The organism is Desulfonatronum thiosulfatophilum, from assembly GCF_900104215.1.
Taxonomy (GTDB): Bacteria; Desulfobacterota; Desulfovibrionia; order Desulfovibrionales; family Desulfonatronaceae; genus Desulfonatronum; species Desulfonatronum thiosulfatophilum.
Genome location: NZ_FMXO01000010.1, coordinates 56,375 through 82,980 on the forward strand (window position 1 = coordinate 56,375; position 26,606 = coordinate 82,980).

A 26,606-nucleotide genomic window follows, 5' to 3' on the forward strand; every position below is an offset into this window, starting at 1 on the left:
GGAGCATGCGCACGAATTGGCAGTATCTGGTCCTGGCCTTTGCCTTGGCGCTTTTTTCCTGGCACCTGGTTTCCGGACGAGAAAAGGTGGACACCTGGATTCAGGTTCCCGTGGAAATGGTGAACATGCCTCAGGGATTTGTCGTTCGCCAAGGCATGGTTCACCGCATCGAGGTTCGGGTCCGGGGACCGAGGCCAATGTTGCGCACTATTGATATGCGCAATGTCTTTTACCCCCTTGATCTCGCGGAATTGCAGCCCGGACTGAATCAGCTGGAATTCGAGACGCGCAACATCAGCCTGTCACGGGCCATTGAGGTGGTCGAAATTTCACCTTCCCGGGCTGAATTGCTCGTGGACCGGTTGATGACCAAGAACGTGCCCGTGGTCAAACAAATGGAAACGGATTTGCATGAGGATTACGAGCTCAAACGTGCCGCTGTTCGCCCGCCGGCGGTGGTCCTGCGAGGTCCCCAGGCCAAGGTCGAGGAAGTCGATGAGATTATGACGCAACCGGTGACGGTGGAGGATGATCGTCCAGGAAAACTGGAAATTACGGTGGGCCTCATCCTGCCGCCGGAAGTCGAGGCGAATCCATCCAGGGTCTCTTTGCAGCTTGATTTTGGCGAGAAAACCACGGATATTTCCATTGAACGCGAGGTCCTTGTCGCGCAACCAGCCGGAATGACGGTCACGGTGGATCCGGCAAGAATTCGCCTTCAGCTTCGAGCACCTCTTTCGATGGTTCGAGAAGAAAAACTTGTCGACGCTGTCTGGGTCACCACCAGTCCTTTAGGGGAGCTTGCCTCAGGCGAGCATGAAGTCAGCTACCGGGTCGAATTGCCTCCCGGGGTTGTCCTGTTGCAAGGGGAGCCGGAAAACGTGCGCGTTCAGATCGAACAGATCTCCGCCGTGCCGGTCGCTCCTGATCCGAATGCGCCTTAGTCGTCGTAACATTGGTTCATTTTGAAACTTGAATTTGCTGTGATGTAGACTGTCCTCGCAGGGACCAGTCGACTCATGAGGGATGATATGCGTAAAGGTCTCTTTGGAACGGATGGAATGCGCGGGCAGGTAAACATTTTCCCGATGCTTCCCGAGATTGCGTTGCGACTTGGACTGGCCGTGGGGCAGACCATGCGCAACGGTTCAAGACGGCACCGGGTGGTGGTCGGCAAGGATACACGACTTTCCGGGTATGTTTTTGAAACGGCCCTTACCTCGGGTTTTTGCGCTTCTGGAATGGACGTTTATCTTGTCGGCCCCATGCCCACCCCTGCGATTTCCTTTTTGACCCGGAACATGCGGGCCGATGTGGGAGTGGTCATCTCAGCTTCCCACAATCCTTTCATGGACAACGGAATCAAACTGTTCGACCGCTTCGGCTTCAAACTGGCCGACGACATGGAAGACCGGATTTCGGAAATGATCCTCTCGCCGGATACGGATTGGGACTATCCGCAACCGGAAGCCGTGGGCAAGGCGTTCCGCATTCAGGACAGTCTTGGCCGATATCTGGTCTTCCTGAAGAACACCATTCCGTCGGCCATGACCTTTGATGGAATGAAGGTTGTCCTGGATTGCGCCAACGGCGCAACATACAAGGTCGCACCACTGCTTTTCGAGGAACTTGGCGCGAGGGTCGAGGAGATCGGAACGGATCCGGACGGCTTGAACATCAATCGCAAGTGCGGTTCGCTCTACCCGGAACTGATGGCCCATCATGTCCTGGATTCCGGAGCGGATATCGGGTTGGCCCTGGACGGTGACGGAGACCGGTTGATCGTCACGGATGAGCGGGGCAAGATCCTGGACGGCGATCAGATCATGGCCATCTGCGCCCGGGACATGCTCAACAGCGCCACATTGCCCGGCAATACGCTCGTGGCCACGGTGATGAGCAACATGTCTCTGGAAATATTCATGAAGGAAAATTCCGGCAGGTTGTTGCGTACTCCCGTGGGGGATCGCTATGTCGTAGAGGCCATGCGCAGGGAGGGAGCCCTGTTCGGCGGCGAGCAATCAGGCCATTTGATCTTTTTGAATCACTGCACCACCGGCGACGGCATCCTGGCCGCACTGCAGCTGATGCGGATCATGCAGGAAACCGGAAAACCGCTCTCCGAACTGGCAACCCTGTTGACCCCGTTTCCGCAGGTGCTTGTGAATGTCCATGTCGAACGAAAAATTCCCTTCGATCAGTCTCCGGAAGTGGTTCGCGTGGTGTCCATGGCAGAGCAGAAACTCGGAACGCGAGGCAGGGTGCTGCTCCGTTATTCTGGAACGGAACCGGTAGCCCGGGTCATGGTGGAAGGCGAGGAGCCGGAAATGGTCCAGCAGCTGGCGGACGAAATTGTCGACGTGCTACGAACCCATCTGCGATAGACTGTCGCCGCGATTGGGTATATGCTCAGCTTCCAGTGCCATGATTGCTTCGCGTTTCCAGTTTTATCCGATCATAGCCAGGAGATGATACCGACCAAACTCTCGATCTTTGAGGATATGCAGACCGGAATAGTAATTTTTCGGTGCGAAAAGCCAGGCGGCCATCGCTCAAAACAAAGGAGATTGCTCCGATGCAAATAAGAAAAGTCGTTATTCCCGTGGCTGGTTGGGGAACCAGGTCATTGCCGGCAACCAAGAACATTCCCAAGGAAATGCTGCCGGTATTTAAAAAACCCACGGTGCAATACATTGTCGAAGAAGCGATGTACTCCGGCCTGACAGACGTGGTTTTCGTGAACAACTCGAACAAGAAAATCATCGAGGACCACTTCGACTATAACTGGGCACTAGAGGATTTGCTGCAACGCACTGGGAAAACAGCTCTTCTGGAAGAAGTTCGCAAGGTAGCCGAGATGGTCAACATTATTTCGGTGCGCCAGAAAAGGCAGCTCGGACTGGGTCACGCCGTACTCTGCGCCAAAGAGGTCATCAAGCAGGAACCCTTTGCCGTGATGCTGGGCGACGACTTGATGTTCAGCATGGAACCGGGGATCAAGCAGCTGATGGATGTCGCCCTCTCGGAAAATATGTCGGTAATCGGTGTTGTTGAAGTTGGGGCGGACAAAGTGAGCAGTTACGGCATCATCCAGGGTGAAGAGTTCGCGCCGGGTATTTTCCGGGTACGTTCACTGGTGGAAAAACCTGAACTGGGGCAGGCGCCGTCACGCATGGCCGTGGTCGGACGCTATGTTTTGATGCCTGAAATTTTTCAATATCTCGAAGGCACCGCTCCTGGCCACGGCGGCGAAATCCAGATCACTGACGCACTTTTGACGCTTGCGCGCAAGAATCGCCTCCTGGCGGTGAAAATGCGCGGGATGCGATTCGATGTCGGCGACTGGAGCGACTATCTTACGGCGAACATCTATTTTGCCCTCCAGGATGAGACGCTTCGCGACGAGCTGGTCTCCAAACTGAAAGGTCTGCTGTCCTGCCCCAGTTGAACAGACTCCCGCACGGCTGGCAATACATTCATCATTCAGAGCCGGCTGCACCGCATGCGGTGCAGCCGGCTCGCGTATTTGAACACATGATTTCGCGCTTCGCCGTGAATCAACCAGCATGACGTCACGACGATCCCATTTGTCACACTTGCAAATCCATGCACGCATCAGGCGTGGTATGGGGAGGATCGCCACGGACATGGACACGGAAATCCGGCGGTGCGCAGCATGACCGTCGCCTGGGATGTGGCCCTGTGCAGCCCCCCGCATCGCACCTTCAGCTACGGGACCCCGGATTATCTGCCGGAGAGGTCGTGGGCCGTGGGACAGCGGGTCATGGTTCCGGTGGGCGGTTCCGTACGGATGGGCGTGATCGTCGGTAGTTTGGATGGAGAGCGCCAAGGCGAACGAAAACTGAAGCCGCTGGCGTGGCCTCTGGATCAGGAACTGCTGCTGAGCAAGGATGTTCTGGAACTGGTTCGCCACCTGGCCAAACGGCAGATGGCGCCGGAGGGGCTGGTGCTGTCGTCGGTCCTGCCCAAGGCTCTTCGCGCCGGTGCGGTACACTTTGCCCTCCGAGACGGGGATACAGTCAGCAAAATTCGTCTGGATCACATCTTGCGGGCTTCACCTTCGGAGCTTGCAGTGTACGGTCAGGCTTGGCTGGACGGCCTGCTGACGCCGGTGATCGCCGAGCGTGCCGACAGACGGAACGCAACATATGTCCTATTACGGGATCCGCCATGGGATCTGCGGCCGGGAGCCAAACGTCAACTGGCGGTGCTGGAGTACCTCTTCACCCACGGCTGCGCCTCACGGGAGCGGATATCCCAGGAATGGCAGGCGGATGCGGCAGCTTCCGAAAGCCGTAATCCGGATCGCGTATTGGCGGATCTTGTCCGCAAGGGATTGATCCAGGAGTCACCCGGACTTGACGCTTCGGTGGACATTCTGCCCGCACAGCCGCAACCCCAAGAGTGCGCAGGGACCACCACGATGGAACATGCGCTTACCGCCGAGCAGACGGAAGCTTTTGCCGTTCTCCAGGCGGACCTGGAGCAGGCGGTTCGGGAAAAGAAGGGGCTGGTGCGGCTGGTGCACGGGATTACGGGCAGCGGCAAGACCTTGCTCTACCTGCGTTTGGCTCGAGCAGCCCTGGCCATGGGCAAAAGCGTGTTGCTCCTGGCGCCGGAGGTGGCTCTTTCCGCACAGCTCTGGACCGAGGTTTCGCGAAATTTTCCGGATGTCCCGAAGCACTGGTACCATGGCTATCTCAATCCCGGAGCCAAGCTTGCGGTATTCCGGGCCGCGCGGCATCAGGCGACCCCCCGAATCGTGGTCGGCACGCGTTCCGCGCTGTTTCTGCCCTTTGCCGATTTGGGACTGATCATCCTGGATGAGGAGCATGACGCCTCATACAAGCAGGATGAAGGGTTCATGTATCAGGCCAAGGAAGTGGCCTACTTCCGGATCAATCAGCAAGGCGGGCTGATGCTGCTGGGATCGGCGACGCCTGATGTGAAGACGTTTCATGCGGCTGATCAGGGCGAGATCGCCCGGGTTACGTTGCGCAAAAGGATCAGCCGATGTCAATTGCCGGAAATCGGTCTCGTGGACATGCGCCGCGAATCCCGCTCCGATCCCCTTTCCACGGTCTGCCGCGCGGAACTGGAGAGCGCCCTGGAGCGGAAGGAACAGGCCATGTTTCTGCTCAACCGCAGGGGATTCGCGCCGCTGGTCTCCTGTCTGGATTGCGGCACCGCCCCGAAATGTCCACGTTGCGAAGTGGGTTTGACCTATCACAAGGCATGGGAGCGGCTGCTGTGTCACTACTGTGGCTACACTCATTTGTTCCCCTGCAATTGCGCTCAATGCGGCGGGACCCGCTTTCTGCCCATGGGCGAGGGCACGGAAGGGCTGGAAGAGTATCTGGGAAACATGGTTGCCTCAAGCCAGGCCATTGTGCGTCTGGACAGGGACAGCACCCGACGCAAGGGCAGGATGGAATCCATTCTGGAGACTTTTGCCCAGGGGCGGGCCCAGATCATGGTCGGCACGCAGATGCTCAGCAAGGGCCATCATTTCCCCAACGTGACGCTGGTGGTGGCCGTGGACGGAGATGTCGGGCTGAATCTTCCGGATTACCGGGCCGCGGAAAAGACGTTTCAGCTTCTGGTGCAACTGGCGGGTCGGGCCGGGAGGGGTGAGAGGCCGGGCAGGGTGCTGATCCAGACCCGCAATCCGGAGCATCCCTGCTGGGAACATATCCGCACCGGAAATTATGAAGCCTTTTTTTCGCAAGAGCTGGAACGGCGCCGGAAGTTCGCCTATCCGCCGTTTGTGAAACTGGCCATGATCAGGTTGAGCTATCCCCGGGAATGGGAACGCGGCGCGGATGTGGTAACTCAGGCCGGAGAGCACCTGCTTCGGGAGGGCGCCAGGCTGGGACTGCGGGTGCTGGGGCCGGCCCCAGCTCCGTTGAGTCTGCTCAATGGCCGCAAGCGCATTCAATGCTTAGTCAAGGCAATGTCCTGGCTGGAACTTCGGGACGTCTACTCCTCCCTGCAAACCATCTTGCCGCGATCATCCCCGTTCCGTTCCAGCCTGGATCTGGATCCGGTGAACATGCTGTGATGAACGTCGATCGCGGCAAGCAGGACCAGTTCGATCGTAGATCTGAATTCGCGGAACAATTGCCGCCTGCTCACTCCATGGAAGCCGGCAGATCCCAGCGCACCTTGCCTTGAGTCTTTTTTTGCTTGCGCAGCAGGATGTACAGGGCTCCGGCTCCGCCATGCCGCGGCTGAGCGGTGCAGAAGGCGAGGACGACCCGGCGCAGGGGCTCACGGGTCAACCAGAGGGGCAGTTCTTCGCGGATCAGGGCCTGGCCGCCCGGCGAGTTCTTGCCGCGCCCGGGAATCAGCAGCACGCAGCGCCGCCCGAGGTGATACTGGGTGCGCAGGAAGTCGTAAGCCGCGTCCCGGGCCTGGGCAGCGTTCAGGCCATGCATGTCCAGATGGGCTTCAACGCTGAACTGCCCCGCCTTGAGCTTTCCAAGAATCTTTTTGTCCAGGTCCTGGATGTAGCCGTGCATGTATTCTTCGGAGTACGAAAGCTCGAAGTCCACATTTCCTTGAACCAGATTGCGCAGGTAGTCGGCCACCCAGATATCTTCATCGCCGAAGCTCTGCTCTTTTGCCGCCGGGGTGGTCGGGGAGTTTATTCCGGTAACCTGCCTGCCTTTTGCGGCGCCGCTGATGGGCGAAACTCCGGACATGGCCTGAGTGAACAGATCCTCATCATTCCTGGGCAGCGGCGACTCCGATTTCTCGGTGGATGCTTGTTTCGGGACAGAACGTTTGACCTTCTCCTTTTTGGGGAATTTCTTTTTGAGGGCCTGGAGGTCTTCAAGGGAATTGAATTTCATGGCGTAAACCGGCTCGGATCTGGCGTGGTTGATTCGATTTCTTGGAGGGGGTAGAGAGCGAAAGGCTTGCGAGTGGCAGTATCGGAACATATATCGCCACGACCCGATTGGCAAGAACACTTGAATCTCGAGAGCTCTCTTTGTGTTCGCACTCGCAATCGTAATCGCAATCGTAATCGCAATCGTAATCGAAATCGTAATCGTAATCGCAATCGCAATCGTAATCGAAATCTTAATCGCAATCGTAATCGAAATCGAAATCGAAATTTTGCTCCTATTCGGCATCCTTGCAATACGGATTTGGTTCCCGCCTGCATGGGTGCCAAACTCGGTGACGACATGGTAAGTCAAGTCATTCCCGCGAAGGCGGAAATCCAGTTGCTCTGGATCGTGGCTGTGTTTCGACCTTGTTGAGCAGTTACATTCGGGTTTTTGAAATCGATTTCGATTTCGATAGCGATTTCGATTTCGATTAGGTGAACGTTGAAACAGTCTTCAGGAGTGGCGTTGGCGGGGGAAGAATTGTGAGGATCATTGCGGGGCATTGGAAAGGTCGACGGATCAAGACCACCGAAGGGGAAGGCTACCGCCCGGCCATGGGCAAGGTGCGTGAAGCCGTGTTCTCCATGTTGTCCTCGCGGGGGGTGCAGTGGGAGGAAGCGCGGGTGCTGGATGTTTTTGCCGGCAGCGGCAGCCTGGGATGGGAAGCCTTGAGCCGTGGAGCACGGGAGGTCTGCTTTATCGAGAGCGATCCCAAGGCTCTGCGTCTGCTACGGGAACAGGTATCCTCCTTTTCTCGTCCTGGGCAGCTTGTGCGTGTCTTGCCTGGCGATGCTCTGCGCATTCTGGCCGCTTCTCCGAAATCCAGCGGCAAAAGAGTGTTCCGACTTTCCGTAGACGATCCGACTTGCGAGGCACCTCCGAATCAAGGATATAACGTGCTTTTTCTTGATCCGCCCTATGGCCGCGGCTTGCTGGGGCGCGCTCTAGCTCTTGCCCATGCCCATGGCTGGATTGCCCCGAAAGCTCTGGTCTGCGTGGAAGTCGAGGCTGACGCAGACGTTACGGAAATGGAACTGCCCGGATATGAACTGGAAACCGATCGCCTCTATGGCCAAACCCGGATCATTCTATGGAAAAAAATTACTGCAAGAAACGAATCGCCGTCTATCCCGGAACCTTCGATCCCTTGACCAACGGCCATGTCAGCCTGATACGACGGGGGTTGGAAGTCTTTGATCAGGTCATTGTCGCGGTGGCGCACGACACGCCGAAGATACCCCTGTTCAACCTGGAAGAACGGCTGGATATGGTGAATGCCGTCTTTGCGCCGGAACCGAGGGTTCTGGGTGAGGGGTTTCAGGGGTTGCTGGTGGAGTATGCCCGCAATCGCGGCGCCAGCGTCATCTTGCGGGGTCTTCGGGCGACGTCGGATTTTGAGTACGAATTTCAGCTGGCCTTGATGAATCGTCGCCTGGAACGCGGTCTCCAGACCATGTTTCTGATGACCGACTACAAATGGCTGTACATCAGTTCCACGATCATCAAGGAGGCGGCCCGGCTGCATGGCGACGTGCAGGGACTTGTGCCCGATGTGGTTTTGCAGCGTTTGCAGCAAAAGTATGGAACCAGGAAAAACTGACGAATCCGTGCCGTCATTACAACCCGGAAGCGCCGAACGGGAAGCCTCCCGGATCATCTGCCTTGTGGGCGCGACCGGTACCGGCAAGACCGCCGCGGCCCTGACCCTGGCCCGACACTATCCGGTGACCGTGATCAACGCGGATTCCCGGCAGGTTTACAAGGATGTCCCGATCATAACGGCTCAGCCGGACAGCGGCGAGCAGAGCCAATGCCCCCACCGGTTGTACGGCTTTCTGGAAATGCGGGAAACCATCTCCGCGGGGCGGTTCATGGACGAGGCTCGGCGCGAGTTGGCGGCATGCCGGGAGCAGGGGCGTTTGGGCGTGTTGGTGGGAGGAACCGGGCTGTACCTGCGCGCGCTCGGGGGCGGATTGGCGGACATTCCCGAAGTGCCCGGGGAAATCAGAGAAGAAGTATTGCGCCGCTGCGCCGCCCAGGGTTCGGAAATCCTGCATGCGCGACTGATGGAAGTGGATCCCGAATATGCCGTCAAGATTCATCCCCGGGACCGTCAGAGAGTATGCCGGGCGTTGGAGGTTCATCAGGCTTCGGGGCGGCCTCTGTCCTGGTGGCATGCCCACCGCCGATCCACCCAGGGGCTGGATCTGTTCATTGTCGGGCTGCGCCTGGACCGCCGGGAATTGCACGACCGCCTGGCACAAAGGATCGGTCAAATGCTTGAACTCGGCGCGGTCCGGGAGATCGAGCAGGCATGGCGGATATGTCCGGACCGGGAAGCACCGGGTTTTTCCGGCATCGGTTGCCGGGAACTTCTGGATTACTGTTCCGGCGCAACCACTCTGGACCAGGCCAGGGATCTGTGGCTGTTCCGGACCAGGGCCTATGCCAAAAGGCAGGAGACATGGTTCAACAATATTTCGGAAGTGCAATGGGTGCGGGCCGGGGATGAGCAAGAGCTGCTGCGCTGCATTGCCAGGCAGAAGCTGAACCTGAGCTGAACCGGGTTCAACGAATTATCTGGATTGGGAGGAACTTCATTTGCGAAACGATCATGCAATAAATCGGATATTCATGACGGCCTTGGCGATAGCGGCCATTTTGTTGATAAACTTCCCTGTTCATGCCGGGCAGGATGTCCGGATTTTCGTGGAGGCCGAGGAGGCCGACCTTGCGGAGCCGCGCCCTTCAGCCCTGCGCGAGGCCTTGGCCCAAGGGGTGTTCCAGGAAGCGGAAGCGTTGCTCGGCGGCGAACTGGGCGAGCCGCGACGATCGGCTCTGCGGCGGATTCTGGAGCCTCGGGCCCAGGAGTATGTCCTGGACTGGGAGGAACGCGAGTTCCTGCCCACGGAGTGGGGAGCGGTTCTGCACGTGAACGTGCGCGTCCATCGGCAGGCTTTGCGCGGTTTTCTGCAATCCTTGGGCACATACTATACCCGGAACAATGTGATCGGGTATCGTTTGGAGGCGCGAGGGCTCAATGCCGAACAGACGGAAGTGATCCGGAACCTGGAAGTCCTCTCCGGAGTCCGCCAAGACGGGGCCGACAGCTTGATTTTGCGCCTGAACTCTCAGGCGGACGGCTCCTTGCAGGGAACGCTGGACTATGAGGGGCTGGTCTGGTCCGCGATGGGACCGGAGCTGCCGGAGGTCTGGATCGGGCTCTGGTCCAACTATTTCGGCATGGACCGGGTGCGGCGAACTTTCGAAGACGATATGATTCTCGACACCCATGGCTGGACCGCGGCCGGAGATGTCCAATCCTTCGATCAGGCCCTGCGCGAGTGGGAAGTTTCCGTGGACCGGATCGATCTGCTTGGCATCTCCATGCAACCGGATGGGCTGCTTCAGGCAAGATGGAGGATCGTGACCACGGATCGATCGGGCATGCAGTCCCGCGTCCGGCAGTATTTTCAAAATCGCGACGTCGCATATTCCGTTCAATAGTTGTAACTGCTCAGCTGCGGCCCGGCTTGTCTCGATTTTTCGGCCTCGCAACTTCTTCATCGGCTTCGTAACATCGAACCATTGCCGGAATAAACAGCATTTGGCGCTTCAAGCGTCCGGCATTGGTTCGATGAACGAATCCTGACTCAGTCAGACAGGCGATGCCGAAAAATTGAGACAAGCCGGACCACTTCATGCCATAAAATCAAAAGTACTGAATAGTTGCCAATAGTTTATCGCGATGCTCCGGTTTAACGTCAGGTACGTCCGACTGAACGAGCCATCATATTCCACCATGGAAGGAGACGACAATCATGGCTGAATTCACATGTTCCAGCTGCGGAGAAAAGAAGGAAGGGCGCTGCAAGCCGCAAAAATGCCCCAAGTGTGGTGAGAAGGGGACCATGGTCAAACAGGCAAAGAAATGATTCCTCGAAAGACCAAAGGCATGGGATAGGGATTGATGGTTGACCCCGTTCATTTTGTCGACGCCCGGGGCCAGACCCGTCTGGTACGGGCGGATCCCCGACAAACCCTGGCGCATGTCCTCTTTCTGGAGGGGCTTTGGCCGACGCGCCCTTTTTGCGCCGGCCTGGGGCGCTGTGGACATTGCGTCGTCTATTTTGATCATGCCCCTCCGGAGCCTTTGCCCGCGGAAACGGCAGCGCTTTCATCCGCTGTTCTTTCCAGCGGCGGGCGCCTGGCCTGCCGCCGTGTTGCCGAACCCGGACTGCGGATTGCTTTGCCTTTTTCCTTTCCCGCATCCATAATCGAAACAGAAAAACTTTCCCTGCCCAGGTCCACGCAGGGGCCGTTGTCTCTGGCCATGGATCTGGGCACGACCAGCATTCACTGGCTGGCGGGCGATCAAACCGGCAAACTTGCCGGAGGACGGGAATTCAATCCGCAGTTGGTCGCAGGCAGCGAAGTGATGTCGCGTCTGGCCTTTGCTCTGGCTGATCCCGGCAATGGCGGCGTCCTGCGCGATATTGTCCTGCGCCGGCTGCAGGCACTGGTCAGGGCTTTTCCCGAACCCGTGGAACGGGCATGCATCGCGGGCAATACCGTGATGACCGCGCTTCTGCTGGACTGGCCTCTGGCGGGCTTGGCTTCAGCACCCTACAGGCTGCCGCACCCGGGGGGGATCTGGACCACGATCCACCTGCCCGATGGTTCAGGCCTGCAGACCTACATCCCTCCGCTTCCGGCGCCGTTCATCGGCGCGGATGTGAGTGCGGGGCTGGCGGCCCTGCATTTCAGTCAGGCGTCCCCGCCCGCCTATCCATGGCTGTTTGCGGATCTGGGAACGAACGGAGAATTCGTCCTGGCCCTGGGCCCGGAGCAGTATCTGGCCGCCAGCGTGCCCATGGGGCCGGCTCTGGAGGGAATCGGCATGGCGCGGGGCTCGGCGGCTCTGCCCGGAGTCTGGGTCGATGTGACGCTGACGGCCCGCGGGCTCCAGCCCCGGATCTTGACGGAATCGGCTACCGTCGTTGGGTCGGCAGCCATTATTCCGCCGAAGCCGGATCAATCCGAGCCCATGACTGGCCAACGCATCTCCGGAACGGGCTATCTGTCGCTGCTGGCGGTTTTGCGCCGCCTGGGGCTGCTGGACGAAGCTGGTGGCTTTGTTGCCGGCCAGAACCCCCTGGCGCGGCGTGTCGGCCTTGAATTGCGGCAGGACGAGGGTGAAACCCGATTCATGCTCGGACCGGACGTCTTCCTGACGGGACGGGACGTGGAAGAGGTGCTCAAGGTCAAGGCCGCTTTCAACTTGGCTTTCTCCCGGTTGCTGGAGGCGGGGGGGATAGCCCCTGATGCGTTGCGTGCCGTGTATCTGGCCGGCGCTCTCGGGGAACATGTCGATCTGTCCGCCCTGGAGGAGCTGGGATTTGTCCCCCTGGGATCGAAGCAGCGCATCAAGCCCCTGGGGAACACCTCCCTGGCCGGCGCCCGCCTGCTGGCGACTGAGCAGCGGGCCAGGGACTGGATCGAGCAGGCCGTGCCCCGAGTCACGACCTTGGACATCGGGCAGGAAAAAAACTTTTTTACGAATTACATTCAAAGGTTGGTCTTTCGATATGTCTGAGGAGAAATCCAAAATCGCTTTCGGGCCGAAGTCCTCTTCGATGTCCTTTCCTGCATCCTTTCCGGCATCCTTTCCGGATCTTTCCGAAGAGGCGAGCCAAGCCCTGCTGGGGTACGCCGATCTGCTGCGGGACGTCTTTCCGATGAAGGCCGCCCACCGCCGACATCTGGCCGACAACATCCAGGAGCTGTCTTCGTTTCTGATTGAAGACCGCAAGGAAGTCCTGGGCCGGGACTATCTTCACACGCCTGCGGCCCTGGGAGCCTATCTGTGGTACTTCCTGCCCTGGAACCTGCTGCGTCTGACCCGGCTTCTGGGCGGGCTGAAGCCGGATCTTCCCGAAGGCGCGAACATCGTCGATCTCGGGGCTGGACCATTGACTTTTGTCCAGGCTCTTGCCCTGGCCAGGCCGGACTTGCTGTCCAGGGAACTGCATTTTTATTGCCTGGATACGACCCCCAAGCCGATGCGCGAAGGGCGCAAGCTGTATCACGGCCTGCTGAATGCCCTGGGAATGGCGGAATCAGCCCGGTGGAAGATTCATCTGGTGCATGCCCCATGGCATGTCGCGCTCAAGGACACGCCGCGGGCCGACATGCTGGTTGCAACCAATTTTATGAATGAGCTGCCCTGGCATCGCCGGGAACCGCTCAGCGAACAGGTGCGTGTTTTTTTTCGGGAGGTCTCCTCCAGCCTGCGTCCTGACGGTCAGGCGCTGTTCGTGGAACCGGGCAACCGGCTCGGAGGCAAGCTGATCACCTTGCTCCGGGAAAGCGGTGTCGGGGCGGGCTGGAACGTCCTGGGACCCTGTACCCATCCCCAACCATGCCCAATGCTTGCCCACCGGGAAACCTCCTGGTGTCATTTCACGGTGTCCACCCGGGGTTGCCCGCCCTGGCTGGAGGAGTTGTCCCGGGAGGCGGAGCTGCGGAAGCGGGACGTGAGCCTGAGCTATGTGCATCTTGCCGGTCCCCAGGGCCGCCGGCCGGACACCAAGGAGGATCTGGCCCGCATCATCAGCGCTGAATTTCCAGTGCCGGACCGGGAGAAAGGGATGATGACCGGACGCTATGGCTGCGCCGTCCACGGCAAGGTGCTGATTCTTTCCGGTCAAGGGGAAGCGGGAACCCGTTCCGGGGACATCGTGCCCGTGCATCTGCCAGAAAAACCACGGCACGACCCCAAAAGCCAAGCCCTGATCGGCACGCTGCACCCGGACAAAAAGCCCCGAAGAGCGACCCGGCGTCCCGAAGAAGTGAAGAGCCCGGGTCGGGAGGCGCGCCGTGAGGACGGCGGTCCAAATAGGACCAGGAAAAAGTAGAACGGAAGTAACTGTTCAGCAGTAGCGGACAAAAAAAAGATGCTGGATTCCCGTGAAGGCGGGAATCCAGGTTCAGCAGAGTTTCAGGCTGTGTCCGGTTCTTGAGCAGATACAGGAACTGATTTTTTTACCTGATCCCCCAGCACATAAGGATGAACTATGCGGACGCTGATTGTTGAGGACAGCCGGAGCATGCGGGAACATCTCAAGGAAATCGTGGCTCCCTATGGCCGGGTTAATCAGGTGCCGGACGGCAGGCAGGCAGTGAACGCTTTCGTGCGGTCCTTGGAAGACAAAAAATTGTACGACCTGATCCTGATGGACATTGAGATGCCGGTCCTGGACGGCCACAAGGCTCTGGGCATGATCCGCCGGCTGGAAGAGCAGCGGCTGGGCGGCATCCGGACCAAAGTGGTCATGGTCTCCAGCCTTTCGGACTACGAGAACATTCTCCAGGCTCAATTCGAAGAACGGGCCGACGCCTATATCACCAAACCCTTTGAACCGAAAATGCTCCTGGAAACCCTGGGCAACCTCGGCCTGATCGACAAGGGGCCTTTCCCGGAAATCGATGCGGCCGCAGGTCAGTTGGGGCAGTGAGCAATCACAACATCTCTTAGAGGAACAATGCATTCGACTCATGCCGACCAGGTGGCCGCGCAGTTCGGGTTGACGTCGCGGCAGGTTCAGGCCGTGGCGGACCTGCTCCGTGAAGGCTCCACCGAGGTGTTTATCGCCCGTTATCGCAAGGAAGCCACGGGCTCCCTGGACGAGGTGGTCGTGCGCAAGGTGCGCGATGGGCTGGAGGCTCTGGCCGATCTGGACAAACGTCGCGACGCCATGCTGGCCTCCCTGGAGGAGCGGGAGCTGTTGTCCGAGGCCTTGCGCACCGCTCTGGAGGGCGCCAAGTCCCTGAGCGAACTGGAGGACATCTATCTCCCTCACCGGCCCAAGCGTCGCACCCGGGCCATGATGGCCGCGGAAAAGGGGCTGGAACCTCTGGCCGATATGCTCATGGAACAGCGAGTCGCGGATCCGGTCGCGGCCGCGGCTTCCTTTGTCGATCAGGACAAGGGGATTGAGAACACGGATCAGGCCTTGGCCGGAGCCAGGGATATCCTGGCCGAGCGCGTGTCCGAAGATGCCGGTGCCAGGGCAGCGATGCGCGAACTGTTCATGACCAGGGCCCGGCTTTGCTCCAGGCCGGCCCGGGGAGCGTCCAAGGTCGATCCGGCCATGGCGGCCAAGTTCAGGGATTGGAACGACTGGGAAGAGGCCGCGGAGCGCGCCCCTGGTCACCGCATCCTGGCCTTGTTCCGCGGTGAGCGGGAAGGCGTGCTTTCGGTGGAGGTCCGGCCGGACGAGACTGTGGCCCTGGCCGGGTTGGAACGCCGTTTTGTGCGCGGCCGGGGAGCGTGCGCGCAACAGGTGGGCTTGGCTGTCCAGGACGGCTATCGACGCCTGCTTGCTCCCTCCATGGAAAATGAACTGCGGACAAAACTCAAGGAGCGGGCCGATACCGAGGCCATAGCCGTGTTTTCGGCCAATCTGCGCGAGCTGCTCCTGGCCCCGCCCTTGGGAAGCAAGCGGATCATGGCCCTGGACCCTGGATTCAGAACCGGAGCCAAGCTGGTCTGCCTGGACGAGCAGGGTGGGCTGCTGCATCACGACACTGTCTTCGTGGTGGGCTCCGAACGGCAGATCGCGGAATCCGCGCGGCGCATTCGAGAACTTGTGGAACGCTTCGCCGTCCAGGCCGTGGCCGTGGGCAACGGCACGGCAGGGCGGGAAACCGAGGCCTTCGTCCGCTCCCTGGGGTTGTCCGGGGTGTTCGTGGTTATGGTCAATGAATCCGGAGCTTCGGTCTATTCCGGCTCGGACCTCGCCCGGGAGGAGTTTCCGGATCTGGACCTGACCGTGCGCGGGGCCGTGTCCATCGGGCGGCGGCTGATGGATCCCCTGGCGGAGCTGGTCAAGATCGATCCCAAGGCCATCGGCGTGGGTCAGTACCAGCATGACGTGGACCAGGCGGCGTTGAAGCGGGCCCTGGACGATACCGTGATCAGCTGCGTGAACGCGGTGGGCGTGGAGCTGAACACGGCCAGCGCCGCCCTGTTGTCCTTTGTCTCCGGGTTGGGGCCGTCCCTGGCCCGGAACATCGTCGCCTGGAGGGATGAAAACGGGCCGTTTGGCTCCCGGCAGGAATTGCTCCGGGTGAAGCGGCTCGGACCCAAGGCTTTTGAGCAGGCCGCCGGTTTTTTGCGCATCCGGGACTCGAAGAATCCCTTGGACGCCTCGGGCATCCATCCGGAACGGTATGGTTTGGTGGAGCGCATGGCCCGGGACATGGGAACCGAAGTGGTCGAGCTGATGCGTGATTCCGGGATCAGGGCGGCGATTGATCCGCATCGCTACCTGTCCGCGGAGGCGGGCCTGCCTACGTTGACCGACATCCTGGCCGAGCTGGACCGGCCCGGGCGCGACCCCCGGCCGGCCTTCGAGCATTTTGCCTTTGCCGAGGGGCTGCATCGTCCGGAAGATCTCTCTCCGGGCATGATCCTGCCGGGCATCGTGACCAACGTGACCCGGTTCGGGGCCTTTGTGGACGTGGGCGTGCATCAGGACGGACTGGTCCATGTCAGCCAGATGGCGGACCGCTTTGTCCGTGATCCCGCGGAGGTGGTCCGACCCGGGCAGCATGTCCGCGCTCGGGTTCTTGAAGTGGACCTGGAACGCCGGCGCATCTCCCTCTCCCTGAAAATGGTCGACCAGTTGTAACTCCTCAGCTTTCAATACAGAGACCTTGACAATCAGATGAACGAGAATCCCATCTTTACCATCGGCTATGGCTCACGGTCTTTGACGGATTTGCTGGAACTGCTGCGCGGTCAGCGGATCGAGTATCTTCTGGATGTCCGCTCCAGGCCGTATTCCAAAGGGCGACCCGAATACGCCAAGGCCGCCCTGGAAGAGTGTCTGAAGAACAAGGGAATTCGGTACCTGTTCATGGGCGACGCCCTGGGGGGAATGGCGGAGGATCAGGAGAGCGGAGTTCCCGCTCAGGAGCGGCCGGCCTTCCGGCAGGGCATCGCGCGACTGTGCAAAGCCCACCAGCAGCAACTGCGGGTGGCCCTGCTCTGCGGCGAGGCCAGGCCGGAGCTGTGCCACCGCGCCGTGCTGATCGGAGCGGCCCTGGCGGAGTTGGGCATTCCGGTGCTGCACATCGACGAGAACACGGTCCTGGTTCCGCAGGAGCAGGTCATGGATCGGCTGTCGGCATTGTCCGGGCAGGAAGCGGGCCGGGGCGAGGAGCGTGCGGCGGATCTGGCACCCGATGATGATTTCATTTTTCCCGACATGCCGGATAATGATGTCCCGCCGCCCTCGGATGCGGACATGCCTCAGGATGTGATGGGGGATGAACCCGAAGCGGATTCAGGCCTGCCGGGATGGGCCGGTTCGGAAGGGCAGGCCGGTGTTTCGGATCCGCGGCGTCCTGTCCTGGATTTAAGCCGGTTTCGGAATTCGGACCCGCAAACGGTCCTGAAGCAGGTCTTCGGCTACGACGGCTTCCGTCCGTTGCAGGCCGAGGTCATTGCCGCCGTCCTGGCCAAGGAGGATGCCCTGGCCATTATGCCCACGGGCAGCGGGAAATCCCTGTGCTTTCAACTGCCCGCGCTGCTTTTTCCAGGGCTGACCGTGGTGGTGTCGCCCCTGATCGCCTTAATGGAGGACCAGGTGATGCAGGCCCGGGAGCTCGGCCTGCCCGCGGCCTTTCTGAACAGTACGGTGCCGATCCAGGAGTATCAGGCAATCATGGCCGATGTTCGGGCCGGCGGAGTCAAGCTGCTGTACGCGGCCCCCGAGACCCTGCTCCAGCCGGTCATCCTGCAACTGCTGGAGAGCGTGGCCGTGGACTGCCTGACCATCGACGAGGCCCACTGCATCTCCGAATGGGGCCACGATTTTCGCCCGGAATACCGTCGGCTGGTGGACGTGCGCCGCCGTCTGCCCGGGGCGGTCTGTCTTGCGGTCACGGCCACGGCCACGGAACTGGTGCGCCGGGACATCAAGGCCAGTCTGGGCATTGACGATGCCCATCAGTATCTGGCCAGCTTCAACCGGGAGAATCTCTACCTGGAGGTGGCGGCCAAGAACGATGCCATGGACCAGTCGCTGGCCTTTCTTGAGGATCGGCGGGACCAGTCCGGAATCATTTACTGCGCCACCCGCAAGCAGGTGGACGTGCTTTGCGAGGTGCTTTGCGCGCGGGGCGTTTCCGCGCTGCCCTATCATGCCGGGCTGGACGCTCCGACCCGGATGGGCAATCAGCGCCGGTTCATCCGCGACGACGTCCGGGTCATGGTGGCGACCATCGCATTCGGCATGGGCATCAACAAGTCGAACATCCGTTTCGTCCTGCACTACGATCTGCCCAAGAACCTGGAAAGCTACTACCAGCAGGTGGGCCGCGCCGGCCGGGACGGCCTGCGGGCGGAGTGCCTTCTGCTCTTCACCCACGGCGACGTGCAGACCTATGTCTCCTTCATCAAAAAAATGGATGCGGCGCAGCAGAAACCGGCGCGGCTGCAACTGGAGGCCATGGTTGGGTATAGCGAATCCGCGGTCTGTCGCCGGATCCCCCTGCTGGGCTATTTCAATGAATCCCATCCCGCGGCCAACTGCGGGATGTGCGACAACTGCTGCACCGAGCCCAAGGAACTGAGCGACGTGACCGTTGCCGCGCAAAAGTTTCTGTCCTGCGTCAAGCGCACCGGCGAAATGTTCGGCATGAGCCACATCATCGACGTGCTGCGCGGCTCCAGGTCGGAAAAGGTGCTCAGCCGGCGACACGACGGCCTGTCCACCTACGGGATCGGTATGGAGCATTCGAAGAAACAATGGCAGCATCTGGCCCGACAGTTCATCCAGCAGGGTCTGCTGATCCAGGATATGGAGCACGGAGGGCTGCGTCTGGGACAGGAGGCGTACCAGGTTTTCAAGGGGCGTCAGGTCATGGGCGTGCTGCCAGAGCCGGCGACGCCCGCTTTCTCCTCTTCAGGTCCGTCCGCAATGCACGACCAGGCGTATGACGCGCAGTTGTTCGACCTGTTGCGGGTACGGCGCAAGGAACTTGCGGAGGCCGCCAATGTGCCGCCCTACGTGGTTTTTTCGGATCGATCCCTGGTGGAGATGGCCGCTGTTTTTCCGCAATCCCCCGGAACCTTCGCGGCGATACACGGAGTGGGCGAGGCCAAGCTGACCAAATACGCGGACGAATTCCTGCCGATCATCCGCGATTACTGCACGCAACGCGGCATCGTTGAGCAGCCCGCAGTCGCCGCGCCGCCTCCACGGCCCAAGCCCGAGGGTCTGGGACCACGCACCCTGGAGGTGCTCGCATTGTGTGAAAGCGGGCAAAGCATTGCCCAGGTGTGCGAGATGTTCAAGGTCAAGCCGGCGACCATCGTCAACCATCTATGGCAAGCGGTCATGGCCGGCCGGAGCGTCCGGAGAGATGTTCTGGAGGCCGAGATCACGCTGCCCCCGGATATCAGGCAGCGCGTCCTGGACGCCTTTGCCGAACACGGCCCGGAACGGCTCAGGCCGGTCTACGATGCGCTCCAGGGGGCGGTGAACTACGACGATCTGCACCTGATGCGGCTGTACGTCGTGCTGAACAGGCAGGGGGTTGTTTCTTGAGCAACCAAGAAAGCCGGTCCTGCCGCAGATCGTTTACCTTTGCCATGTAATACGGTAGATCTTTGGCATTATATTTTCTAAAGCCAATTTTCTTGGGCATAACATGGCGAAACTCAAACCTCCTCTCAGCGTCCGCCAAGGGCTCGTCCATCTCGGAGAAGATCTCCGCAGGGCCAGGCTGCGGCGCGGGTTGAAAATGACCCTTGTGGCGGAGCGGGCCGGGATCAGCCGGGAGACTTTGGCGAAAATTCAGAAAGGCGATCCCGGGGTAAGCATGGGGGCTTATGCCGCGGTGATTTTCGCTTTGGGCATGGGGACGAAATGGATGAGGCTGGCCGACATCAGCAATGATCCGGTGGGCCAGGCCCTGGAAACCGAGCGGCTGCCCAAGCGCGCCCGAGGCTTGCAAAAGCTGGGGGAGTGACCGTCGTGCCCAAAGAGATCTTCGTTCATGTCGACCTGCGTGATGGTCCTTTTTTCGTGGGTACGCTCTGGGTTCATACGGCAAAAGGCCGGCAAAGCGCCACATTCGAATACGCATCCGCCTGGAGAAGCTGCGCCGCGGGCTTTTCTCTCGAGCCCGCCCTGGAATTGCGAAAAGGAACGTTTCACACGGACAAGGCCATGTTCGGAGCTATAGGCGATTCGGCCCCGGACCGTTGGGGGCGGACCTTGATGAATCGTCGGGAAGCCAGGTTAGCCAGATTGGAAAAGCGTACTCCCCGCATGCTCCGGGAAGCGGAAGGCTGGCGACTTTCTCCCCTCTACGATCTGGAACCCACTCCGGAACACGTCAAACCGCGCATCCTGCATACCCGGATTGATTATCACGACGGGACGGCCAGTCTGGAACTGGCTTTTGACGTGGCCGGCGAATTCGGAGTGGAGCCCAGGGAGGCCGAATTTCTTGCCGAAACCATTGCCGCGGCCGTTCAATGTTGGGAAGACGAAGGACTGCGTTGGAGAGCGAGCAGGCAGGAGATTGAGTTCAAGCGTTCGGCGTTTGAACTTGGCAGGTAGTCGCCGGACAGCCGGAAGGCATCAGTGCCGGTCGGCAAGCACCGCTTCATGGAACCTTGCAAACGAGAGCGCCCCATGAACAAAAAAGATTTCACTGAAGCGGATATCCGCACCAAGTTCGTCACTCCGGCGTTGACCGGCGCGCGGGGTGAGAAATGGGATCTGATGACCCAGATCCGGGAGGAATTTTATTTCACCAGGGGCAGGGTGATCGTGCGCGGCAGGACCGTGCGCCGCGGCGAGGCGAAGAAGGCTGACTACATTCTTTTTTACAAGCCGAACCTGCCCATTGCGGTCATTGAAGCCAAGGACAACAACCACTGCGTGGGCGCCGGGATGCAGCAGGCCCTGGATTATGCCGAGATTCTGGATATTCCCTTTGCCTACAGCACCAACGGGGACGCCTTCCTGGAGCACGACCGCACAAGAACCAGCGGTCACGTCACCCGAGAAATCCCCCTTGATCAATTCCCAACCCCCGAGCAACTCTGGGTCCGGTACCGCGAGGCCAAGGGCTACTCCGCGGAGCAGGAGGCCGTGGCCGCCCAGGATTACTACGACGACGGCTCCGGGAAGACGCCGCGCTATTACCAGCTCATCGCCGTGAACCGCACCGTGGACGCCATCGCTCGCGGCGAAAACCGCATCCTGCTGGTCATGGCCACGGGCACCGGCAAGACCTATACCGCCTTTCAGATCACCTGGCGGCTGTGGAAGTCCGGGGCCAAAAAACGCATTCTGTTCCTGGTGGACCGCAACATCTTGGCCGATCAGACCAAGACCAACGACTTCAAGCCCTTCGGCCCGGCCATGACCAAGATCACCAACCGCACCGTGGACAAGGCTTTTGAAATCTACCTCTGCCTCTACCAGGCCGTGACCGGCACCGAGGAGGAGCAGAACATCTACAAGCAGTTCTCGCCGGATTTTTTCGATCTGATCATCGTGGACGAATGCCACCGGGGCAGCGCCGCGGACGACGCCGCCTGGCGCAAGGTGCTGGAATACTTTTCCTCCGCCGCCCAGATCGGTTTGACCGCCACGCCCAAAGAGACCAAAGACGTTTCCAACATCGAGTACTTCGGCGAGCCGCTCTACACCTACTCCCTGCGCCAGGGGATCGCCGACGGATTTCTCGCGCCCTACAAGGTCATCCGCATCGGTTTGGACAAGGACCTGGACGGCTGGCGGCCCGAGGACGGACAGACCGACAAGTACGGCCGGCTGATCGAGGACCGGGAATACAACGACCGCGATTTCGACCGCGGTCTGATCCTGGAGCAACGCACCGCCCTGGTGGCCGCCAAGGTCACCCAGTTTCTGCGGGCCACGGACCGCTTCGGAAAGACCATCATCTTCTGCGAGAACATCGACCACGCCGAGCGCATGCGCCAAGCCATGGTCAACGCCAACCCGGATCTTGCCGCGGCCAACAGCCGGTACGTGATGCGCGTCACCGGGGACAACGACGAGGGCAAGGCTCAACTGGATAATTTCATTGATCCGGAATCCACGTACCCGGTGATCTGCACCACCTCCCGGCTGATGAGCACCGGGGTGGACGCCCAAACCTGCCGGCTCATCGTCCTGGACCGACGCATCAATTCCATGACCGAGTTCAAGCAGATCATCGGGCGCGGCACCCGGATCAACGAGGACTTCGGCAAGTTCTATTTCACGATCATGGATTTCAAGCGGGCCACGAGCCACTTCGCGGACCCGGACTTCGACGGCGAGCCGGTGCAGATCTACGAGCCGGGTCCGGAAGAGCCGCCCGTTCCCCCGGACGAAGTTCCGGAAGAGGAGGGCGGCTATCCTCCGGGCTCCGATCTGAACGGCCCGCACGGCCCGGACGAATTCGGCGGCGGACTGCGGGAACAACAATCCAAGTACTACGTGGACAACGTCGAGGTCCGCGTGGCCACGGAGCGCGTTCAGTACCTGGATCAACACGGCAAGCTGATCACCGAGTCCCTGAAGGACTATTCCCGCAAGGCCGTCCGCCAGACCTATGCCACCTTGGCCTCGTTCCTGACCGTCTGGAACGACGCCGAAAGAAAACAGGCCGTCCTGGAGGAACTCGCGGCCAGGGGCGTGTTTCTGGACGAACTTGCTGAACAGGTCGGCCGGGACTATGACGCCTTTGATCTCGTCTGCCATGTCGCCTTTGACCAACCGCCGCTGACCCGCAGAGAGCGGGCTGAACAGGTCACAAAGCGCAACGTGTTCGGGAAATACGGCGACAAGGCCCGCGCCGTCCTGGAGTCCCTGCTCGCCAAGTACGCCGAAACCGGCATCACCAGCGTTGAATCCCTGGACATCCTCAAAGTGGACCCCCTGCGCACCTTCGGCACCCCCATCGAAATCATCAATCTCTTTGGCGGCAAGTCCGCGTATCTGGCCGCGGTCAGGGAGCTTGAAGACCATATTTATAATTTGGACGCCGCATAACCATGCCCAATATCTCAGGCATCGTAAAATCCATCCAGGACATCATGCGCAAGGACGCCGGAACCTACGGCGACGCCCAGCGTTTGGAACAGCTCGGCTGGATGTTTTTTCTGAAGATCTTCAACGACCGCGAAAAGGAGATGCAGCTTCTCCGCGACACCTATCGTTCGCCCCTGCCGGAGAACCTGCGCTGGTCCACCTGGGCCGCGGACGAGGAGGGCGTCACCGGCGAGGCGTTGCTGGATTTCGTCAACAACGCGCTCTTGCCCAAGCTCAAGTCCCTGACCGTGGGCGGGGACAAGATCAGCGGTCTGATCCGGATGTCCTTCGAGGACGCCAACAACTACATGAAAAACGGCACGTTGATGCGCCAAGTCATCAACAAGATCAACGCCATCGACTTCAACGCCTCGGATGACCGCCACATGTTCGGCGACATCTACGAAAAGCTGCTCAAGGACTTGCAGTCCGCCGGAAACGCGGGGGAATTCTACACTCCCCGGGCCGTGACCCAATTCATCGTCGAACAGGTCGATCCGCGCCTGGGCGAACGCATCCTCGACCCGGCCTGCGGCACCGGCGGCTTTCTCGTCTGCGCCATCGAGCACCTGCGCAAACAGGCCAGGAGCGAAGCCGACGAACAGCTCATCCAGGATTGTTTCGCCGGAATCGAGAAAAAGCATCTGCCCCATGTCCTGTGCATCACCAACCTGCTCCTGCACGGCATCGACGTGCCTTCCAACGTCCGCCACGACAATACCCTGGCCCGCCCCCTGCGTGACTGGGGCCCCAGGGAGCGCGTCGACGTCATCGTCACCAACCCGCCCTTCGGCGGCATGGAAGAGGACGGCATCGAAGCCAACTTCCCCGCCGAGTTCCGCACCCGCGAAACAGCGGACCTGTTCCTGGTCCTTCTTATGAAGATCCTCAAGCCCGGCGGCCGGGCCGGCATCGTCCTGCCCGACGGCACCCTGTTCGGCGAAGGCGTGAAAACACGGATCAAGGAAGCCCTGCTCACCGAATGCAACCTGCACACCATCGTCCGCCTGCCCAACGGTGTTTTCAACCCATACACCAGCATCCGCACCAACCTCCTGTTCTTCACCAAGGGCTCGCCCACCCGGGAAGTATGGTACTACGAGCACCCGTATCCGCCCGGAGCCAAAAGCTACAACAAGGGCAAACCCATCCGCATCGAGGAGTTCGAGGCCGAGCGTGCGTGGTGGGGCACGGAACAGGACGGCTTCGCCGGCCGCGTGGAGAACGAACGAGCCTGGCGCATACCCATCGATCAGATCAAGGCCGGAAACTACAACCTGGATTTGAAAAATCCGCACAATGCCGACACCGGCCCGGGGGACGTGGAGCAACTGCTGCCGGAATACGAAAAGCTGCTGGAACAGATCGCCGCAACGCGGGGGAAGTTGAAGGCCCAGCTGATGGAGGCGTTGAGTCGATGAGAACGGAAAAACCTGGGAATGCAAACCCTGGGAACGCGGGGCTCCGCACCCGCTCTTCTTCAAAAACCGCGAGTGCAGAGCCTCGCGATCCCAGCAAAGGCCACCGATGACCCTCGAAACCTTCTTCGATAAATTCAACCTCTTCGCCGACGCGCCGGGAGCAGTAGGGAAGATACGGGAGTTGGTGCTGGAATGGGCTGTACGTGGGCGTCTTGTATCTCAGGACGCAAAGGATGAGACAGCCAAAACATTGTTGAAGAGAGTTGCCACCACAGCAAAAACGAGAAGGCGAGGGACGAATTTACAAGAAGAGATTGAAGGGCCATTCCAGATCCCCAAAACATGGGAGTGGGTGCGGTTGCCACACGTCCTCACAAAGCTCACTGACGGCACCCATCATTCACCACCGAATGGGACAAGCGGTGACTTTATGTATGTTACCGCAAAAAACATCAAGACTGATGGAGTTCTTCTCGATAGCATTACCTATGTCACTAAGAAAGTTCACGATGAGATTTATTCCAGATGTGATCCGAGTTTTGGAGATATACTCTATATAAAAGACGGCGCGACAACGGGAATTGCGACAATTAATCAGATCAAAGAGCCATTTAGTATGCTCTCCAGCGTAGCACTGCTAAAGCCGTCGGAAGCCATCTTTAACCGCTATCTGCTTTGGGCCATGCGCTCTCCATTCTTCTACAGTGAAACGCGAGGCGCAATGAAAGGGGCGGCCATTACACGTGTAACGCTGTCTGTTATGGCGGCAAGCCTTTTGCCCCTCCCACCCCTCGCCGAACAAAAGCGTATCGTGGCCAAAGTAGATGAACTGATGGCGCTATGCGATCAACTGGAGGCGCAGCAGCAGGAACGGGAGACCCGACACGCCGACCTCGCCCGCGCGGCCATGGCCCGCTTTGCCGACGCCCCCACCCCGGCCAACCTCAATTTTCTTTTCCATCCGTCGTACATTATCTCACCTGCCGACCTGCGCAAAACAATCCTCACTCTGGCTGTGCAGGGGAAACTTGTGCTGCAAGACCCGGATGATGAACCGGCGGAGAAGTTTCTCACGTTGATTCAAAACCGCCTCGCAATGTTCAAGGCTGGTCGTTCATTTAGAAATGGAATTGACGAAAAAGACTCTGTAAAGCCATTCGAACTCCCACCTGGATGGGCGTGGTCGCGTTTTCGCGAACTCGGCGAGTTTGGTCGAGGAAAGTCTAAGCATCGGCCTCGCAATGACTCTTCCCTTTTTGTTGGTGGCACTCACCGATTAGTCCAGACTGGCGATGTCGCACGAGCCAATGGAGCAATCCAAACGTATACAGCGCTCTACAACGATGTCGGCCTCGCACAAAGCAAGATATGGCCTGCAGGTACACTCTGCATCACAATCGCAGCGAACATAGCCGACTCAGGGATTCTCGGATTCGATGCTTGCTTTCCCGATAGCGTCGTCGGTTTCATACCAGCAGAGCCGATACCCTCTGTGCGCTACTTTGAGTATTTCATGCGAACGGCAAAAGAGCACCTTGAGAAGTTCGCTCCGGCCACGGCACAAAAGAACATTAATCTTGGAATCCTTGAACAAGTATGGATTCCCATCCCCCCCCTCGCCGAACAACGCCGAATCGTAGCCAAAGTGGATCAACTAATGGCCTTGGTGGACGAGTTGGAAGTCCGGCTTGCCGCCTCCCGCACCTCTGCAGAAAACCTTCTTACCGCCCTGGTGGCCGAACTCACCGGCACAACCAACGGCCGCAAGGTTTCCGCCTCGCCCGCCAAGCCCGATACCTCAGTATTACGACCCGCGGTCCAGCCGACTCCAGCCGCCCCCATTGCCTCGACATCGCTGCCTTCAGCTCCGGTAACTCCGGCTCCACCCGCCGCACCAAAAAACGCCCGCACACTGGCCGAACTGCGTAAGGCCGCCGGCCTTTCCCAATCCGCCGTAGCCCAGGCCATGGGCCTGAACCAAGCTTACATCTCACAGATGGAAACCGGCAAACGGGCTATCAACGAGGCGCAGCAACGGCAGTTGGCGGAATTATTGGGCGTGAGTTCGGATATAATTCGGTGTTGATCATTTCGTAATTGCACGCTTTGCTCGAACCATTGACTTGCAGCCATTCGGA

Annotated in this window: 20 protein-coding genes; 19 read left to right on the forward strand and 1 reads right to left on the reverse strand. The window is 59.6% G+C overall.

From position 1 onward, the window contains the following. The first annotated feature begins 5 nt into the window (after positions 1-5). From BLP93_RS09600 to priA, 4 genes are all read left to right on the forward strand, one after another. The gene (locus BLP93_RS09600) at positions 6-944 is read left to right on the forward strand and encodes a CdaR family protein (RefSeq protein ID WP_092120613.1); all 939 of its coding nucleotides are present in this window, start codon (positions 6-8) and stop codon (positions 942-944) included. Positions 945-1,031: 87 nt separating this feature from the next. Continuing rightward, positions 1,032-2,384 carry a phosphoglucosamine mutase gene (glmM, locus tag BLP93_RS09605; protein ID WP_092120616.1) on the forward strand — a complete coding sequence of 451 codons (1,353 nt, stop codon included), beginning with the start codon at positions 1,032-1,034 and terminating at the stop codon, positions 2,382-2,384. Between the two features lie 191 nt (positions 2,385-2,575). Further along, the gene (gene galU / locus BLP93_RS09610) at positions 2,576-3,448 is read left to right on the forward strand and encodes a UTP--glucose-1-phosphate uridylyltransferase GalU (RefSeq protein WP_092120619.1); all 873 of its coding nucleotides are present in this window, start codon (positions 2,576-2,578) and stop codon (positions 3,446-3,448) included. A gap of 228 nt (positions 3,449-3,676) precedes the next feature. Further along, positions 3,677-6,082 carry a replication restart helicase PriA gene (gene priA / locus BLP93_RS09615; protein WP_244148713.1) on the forward strand — a complete coding sequence of 802 codons (2,406 nt, stop codon included), beginning with the start codon at positions 3,677-3,679 and terminating at the stop codon, positions 6,080-6,082. Positions 6,083-6,152: 70 nt separating this feature from the next. Here the strand turns inward: priA and BLP93_RS09620 are convergent, their stop codons facing one another. Beyond that, positions 6,153-6,875 carry a Smr/MutS family protein gene (locus tag BLP93_RS09620; protein WP_092120625.1) on the reverse strand — a complete coding sequence of 241 codons (723 nt, stop codon included), beginning with the start codon at positions 6,873-6,875 and terminating at the stop codon, positions 6,153-6,155. Positions 6,876-7,399: 524 nt separating this feature from the next. Here BLP93_RS09620 and rsmD point away from each other — a divergent pair. From rsmD to BLP93_RS09705, 15 genes are all read left to right on the forward strand, one after another. Next, positions 7,400-8,068 (forward strand): 16S rRNA (guanine(966)-N(2))-methyltransferase RsmD, encoded by a 669-nt coding sequence (gene rsmD, locus BLP93_RS09630; RefSeq protein WP_092120631.1) that lies wholly within the window; start codon positions 7,400-7,402, stop codon positions 8,066-8,068. Next, positions 8,008-8,517, forward strand: a complete 510-nt coding sequence (gene coaD, locus BLP93_RS09635) for a pantetheine-phosphate adenylyltransferase (RefSeq protein ID WP_092120634.1) — start codon at positions 8,008-8,010, stop codon at positions 8,515-8,517. The genes rsmD and coaD overlap by 61 nt, the downstream gene beginning before the upstream one ends. A 7-nt stretch (positions 8,518-8,524) precedes the next feature. Next, positions 8,525-9,478, forward strand: coding sequence for a tRNA (adenosine(37)-N6)-dimethylallyltransferase MiaA (gene miaA, locus BLP93_RS09640; protein ID WP_161946273.1), 954 nt, complete (start codon positions 8,525-8,527; stop codon positions 9,476-9,478). A gap of 73 nt (positions 9,479-9,551) precedes the next feature. Beyond that, on the forward strand, positions 9,552-10,424 hold the full coding sequence (locus BLP93_RS09645; protein WP_139162967.1) for a hypothetical protein: 873 nt from the start codon (positions 9,552-9,554) through the stop codon (positions 10,422-10,424). Between the two features lie 314 nt (positions 10,425-10,738). After that, on the forward strand, positions 10,739-10,852 hold the full coding sequence (locus tag BLP93_RS17595; RefSeq protein ID WP_092120646.1) for an RCKP-type rubredoxin-like domain-containing protein: 114 nt from the start codon (positions 10,739-10,741) through the stop codon (positions 10,850-10,852). A 35-nt stretch (positions 10,853-10,887) separates the two neighbouring features. After that, complete coding sequence (locus BLP93_RS09660) at positions 10,888-12,513, forward strand: ASKHA domain-containing protein (protein WP_092120649.1); 1,626 nt, start codon at positions 10,888-10,890, stop codon at positions 12,511-12,513. Positions 12,514-12,553: 40 nt separating this feature from the next. After that, positions 12,554-13,834 carry a small ribosomal subunit Rsm22 family protein gene (locus tag BLP93_RS09665; RefSeq protein ID WP_161946274.1) on the forward strand — a complete coding sequence of 427 codons (1,281 nt, stop codon included), beginning with the start codon at positions 12,554-12,556 and terminating at the stop codon, positions 13,832-13,834. Between the two features lie 159 nt (positions 13,835-13,993). Beyond that, positions 13,994-14,434: a response regulator gene (locus tag BLP93_RS09670; RefSeq protein ID WP_092120655.1), complete on the forward strand. Its 441-nt coding sequence runs from the start codon at positions 13,994-13,996 to the stop codon at positions 14,432-14,434. 27 nt (positions 14,435-14,461) lie between these two features. Then, entirely contained in the window at positions 14,462-16,612 is a 2,151-nt protein-coding gene (locus BLP93_RS09675) for a Tex family protein (protein ID WP_092120658.1), read from the forward strand. A 36-nt stretch (positions 16,613-16,648) separates the two neighbouring features. Next, complete coding sequence (gene recQ, locus BLP93_RS09680) at positions 16,649-19,537, forward strand: DNA helicase RecQ (RefSeq protein WP_092120661.1); 2,889 nt, start codon at positions 16,649-16,651, stop codon at positions 19,535-19,537. 103 nt (positions 19,538-19,640) lie between these two features. Then, positions 19,641-19,961, forward strand: a complete 321-nt coding sequence (locus BLP93_RS09685; RefSeq protein ID WP_092120664.1) for a helix-turn-helix domain-containing protein — start codon at positions 19,641-19,643, stop codon at positions 19,959-19,961. A gap of 5 nt (positions 19,962-19,966) precedes the next feature. Next, entirely contained in the window at positions 19,967-20,557 is a 591-nt protein-coding gene (locus BLP93_RS09690) for a HipA N-terminal domain-containing protein (protein ID WP_092120668.1), read from the forward strand. Positions 20,558-20,632: 75 nt separating this feature from the next. Beyond that, positions 20,633-23,008 carry an EcoAI/FtnUII family type I restriction enzme subunit R gene (gene hsdR, locus BLP93_RS09695; protein WP_092120890.1) on the forward strand — a complete coding sequence of 792 codons (2,376 nt, stop codon included), beginning with the start codon at positions 20,633-20,635 and terminating at the stop codon, positions 23,006-23,008. 2 nt (positions 23,009-23,010) lie between these two features. Then, positions 23,011-24,468, forward strand: coding sequence for a type I restriction-modification system subunit M (locus tag BLP93_RS09700; protein WP_092120671.1), 1,458 nt, complete (start codon positions 23,011-23,013; stop codon positions 24,466-24,468). 106 nt (positions 24,469-24,574) lie between these two features. Continuing rightward, positions 24,575-26,554: a restriction endonuclease subunit S gene (locus BLP93_RS09705; protein ID WP_161946275.1), complete on the forward strand. Its 1,980-nt coding sequence runs from the start codon at positions 24,575-24,577 to the stop codon at positions 26,552-26,554. The last annotated feature ends 52 nt before the right edge of the window (positions 26,555-26,606 follow it).